The sequence below is a fragment of the Deinococcus pimensis DSM 21231 genome (genome assembly GCF_000519345.1).
Taxonomy (GTDB): domain Bacteria; phylum Deinococcota; class Deinococci; order Deinococcales; family Deinococcaceae; genus Deinococcus_A; species Deinococcus_A pimensis.
In genome coordinates this window covers 262,663-265,891 of the sequence record NZ_KI912633.1, presented here as the reverse complement: position 1 = coordinate 265,891, position 3,229 = coordinate 262,663, and the positions used below count along the sequence as shown (strand labels likewise).

The window sequence follows — 3,229 nt, the reverse complement described above, 5'->3', positions numbered from 1 at the left end:
CGCTCGGCGTCGGCATCGTCGGGGCGGTCCTCGCGGCGGTCACGGGCATCACGGACTGGCATTCCGTGGGGGACTTCCGGCTCAAGCGGCGCGTGGGCTTCGTCCACGGCACGCTCAACACGGTCGCGCTGGGGCTGTACGTCGGCTCGTGGGTGATGCGCCGCCAGGGACGTCGGGACGGCGCGCGTCTGCTGGCCCTCGCGGGCTTCTCCGTGTCGGGCGCGAGCGCGCACCTCGGCGGGGCGCTCGTGCACAAGGAGGCGCAGGCGGTGACGCACGTCGTGGACGTCTTCCCGCCCGACGGCTTCACGCGCGTCGCGTCGAGCGCGGACGTCGTGGAGGGCCGCCCGCTGCGCGTCACGACGGGCGACGTGCCCGTGGTGCTCGTCCGCGACGGCGGGCGCGTGTACGCCCTCGCGGAGCGCTGCACGCACCTCGGCGGCCCCCTCTCGGAGGGGAGCGTGGAGGACGGCGCGATCCGCTGCCCCTGGCACGGATCGGCCTTCCGCCTGAAGGACGGGCAGGTGCTGGACGGTCCGTCGGCACACTCGCAGCCCTGCTTCGAGATCCGGGAGACGGACGGCGCGGTGGAGGTCCGCCCGGGACGCCACTGGGCCTGAATCTTAATCAAAGCCGCGCTGGAACGTGAATGCTGCGTTAACTCGCAGTCGGCGGACGGCACGCCTGCCTACACTTGGGGTGTTCATGGAACGCCCACTGCACGACATCGTTTCCCTGCGCCTGTGCCACTGCCGCGCCGAGAGCGCCGTTCAGGGAGGCGCCCTCCACATCGCCGTCCTGCACTACCGGACCTGTCTGGAAGCGGCCGAGCGCCGCGAGGACGTCCAAGCCCAGCAGTTCTTCGCCTCCCGCCTCGGGGAGTGCTACGACCGCATGGGCATGCGGGAGAAGGCCGCGGGGTTCCGTGCGATGGCCAACCCACCCAAGCTCTGAGGTCAGGCCCCGAGCGACGGGAGGAGGCCCGGACGACACGTCGTCCGGGCCTCCTCCCGTCGTGTGGCCGCCTTCAGCGCGGCAGGGAGAAGGAGAAGGTGGCGCCCTCGCCCGGCGAGGACTCCGCCCACACCCGCCCCCCGTGCCGCTGCACGATCCGCTTCACGTTCGCCAGCCCCACCCCGTTGCCCTCGAACTCCTCCGCGCGGTGCAGCCGCTGGAACACCCCGAACAGCCGACTCGCGTAGCGCGGATCGAAGCCCACCCCGTTGTCCCGAACAAACACCCGCACCTCCGCGTCCGTCACGTCCGCCCACACCTCCACGACCGCCACGTCCCGCGTCCGGCTGTACTTCACCGCGTTCCCCAGCAGGTTCGCGACGACCTGACGCAGCAGCGTCTCGTCGCCCGGGACGTTCGGCAGCGCGCCCACGCGCCAGCGCACCTGACGGCCCTCCAGGGCGGGCGCGAGCTCCTCGCGGGTCGCCTCGACGAGCGCGGCGAGATCCACCGGGGCGCGCCCGGGTTCGGACAGCCCGAGCCGCGCGAAGTGCAGCAGCTCGTCGATCAGGGTGTTCATGCGGCCCGCCGCGCCCTCGATGGTGCCGAGGTACTTCAGGGCGCGCTCGTCGTGCTCCACGGAGCGCTTCAGCAGGCCCGCGAAGGCCCCGATGTGCCGCACGGGCGCGCGCAGGTCGTGGCTGATGCTGTACGCGAAGGCCTCCAGGTCCGCGTTGGCGACTTCCAGCTTCGCGCGCTGATCCTCCAGGGCGCGGGCGAAGTCGACGCGTTCGAGCGCGAGGCCGAGGCTGTGCACCGCCGTCTCCAGCACGGCGCGTTCCACGCCCGTCCAGCGGTGCCGTCCGAACAGCACCACGCCGAACACGGCGCGCGCGCGGCCGTCGATGATGACGGGCAGCATCGCGGCGGCCCCGACGTGCTCCACGAGTCGACGGTCGAGACCGGAAACCACCGCGTCGTAGGTGTCGAGGAAGACGCGTTCGCCGCCCAGCGCCCGCGAGAGGTTCGGGCTCGCGGCGAGCTCCACGCCGCCGCGCAGGTACTCGATCAGCTCGGGAGAGCCGAGCTCGCCCCGGTGCTGCGTGAGGAACATCCGACCGTCGCGCGCCTCCCAGTAGGTGCTCGCCCCGCCCGGCAGCAGCGACAGCACGAGGTCCTGCGCCTGCCCGACGAGTTCGAGGGGATCGGTGGTGAACGCGAGATCACGCGCGAGGAGCGCGAAGCCGCGCAGGGCGGCGTTGCGCGCGACGAGCTCGTCGTTCTGCCGCGCGAGGCGGCGGCCCTGCTCCGCGTGCTCCAGCGCGAGGGTGAGGCTGCGGGTCACGGCGCGCACGACGGCCTCCTCGCGCTCGCTCCAGCGCCGGTCGCCGCGCTCCCCGACGATCAGGATGCCCGTGACCTTCCCGCTGACCGTGACGGGGCAGAACGCGAGCGTGCCGTACGCCCGCACGATGCGCTCCACGGCGGGATCGTCGGAGCGGTAGTCGTTCACGAAGGTCGGTCCGGTCGTGCTGATCATGGCGTTCAGGCGCTCGTGGTCGAGCCGCAGCGCGGCGGGAACGTCCGCGACGATCTCCGCGCCGAGATCCTCGGACCACGCGCGGGCGTGCCACTCGCGGTCGTGCTCGTCGAGGGCGTAGTACACGCCGCTGACGGGCGCCTCCAGGACGTCGCGCAGGACGCTCACGGCGCGCGACGCGAGCCCCGCGAGGTCCGTCGTGACGCCCGCCGCCTCCGTGAAGGCGGTGAAGGCCGCGAGCGCCCGCGTGCGGGCCTCCAGCTCGGCGGTGCGTTCCGCGACGCGCGCTTCGAGGGTGTCGCTCCACTCGCGCAGCGTTCGCTCCGCGACGACGCGTTCCGTGATGTCCCAGTCGAGCTCGACGATGGCGAGGACGCGTCCGTCCGCGTCGCGGCGCACGGCCTGTCGGCTCAGGACGTGGATGGTGGTGCCGTCGGCGCGGACGTGGGCCAGCTGTCCCTCCCAGAACCCGTCGCGGGCGAGGGCGCGCGCCACCGCCGTCCGGGAGTCGGGGAAGCGGGTGGAGAGCAGGTCGTGCGTGACCCGTCCGAGCGCGTCGCGGGCCGTGAAGCCGTACATGCGTTCGGCGGCGGCGTTCCAGCTGAGGATGCGGTCCCCGGCGTCGCGGATGATGACGGTCTCGTTGGCGAGGGCGATGAGTTCGGCCTGCGCGCGCACCTGCGCCTCGGCGAGGCGGGCGGCGTCGGCGAGGCGGGTGCGCTCGAGCGCCTGTGC

At 73.1% G+C, this 3,229-nt stretch carries 3 protein-coding genes; 2 read left to right on the top strand and 1 reads right to left on the bottom strand.

The window, feature by feature from the left end:
• Positions 1-620 (top strand): Rieske (2Fe-2S) protein (locus DEIPI_RS28905; protein ID WP_045233712.1); only part of this gene is annotated, 620 nt, incomplete at its 5' end.
• An 85-nt stretch (positions 621-705) separates the two neighbouring features.
• The gene (locus DEIPI_RS0105960) at positions 706-954 is read left to right on the top strand and encodes a hypothetical protein (RefSeq protein WP_027481188.1); all 249 of its coding nucleotides are present in this window, start codon (positions 706-708) and stop codon (positions 952-954) included.
• Positions 955-1,027: 73 nt separating this feature from the next.
• Here DEIPI_RS0105960 and DEIPI_RS35355 read toward each other — a convergent pair.
• Positions 1,028-3,229 (bottom strand): ATP-binding protein (locus DEIPI_RS35355; protein WP_084473995.1); only part of this gene is annotated, 2,202 nt, incomplete at its 5' end.

Excerpts from the sequence above, each read along its gene's own strand:
- DEIPI_RS0105960 (WP_027481188.1), top strand. The coding sequence starts at position 706 with ATGGAACGCCCACTGCACGACATCGTTTCCCTGCGCCTGTGCCACTGC.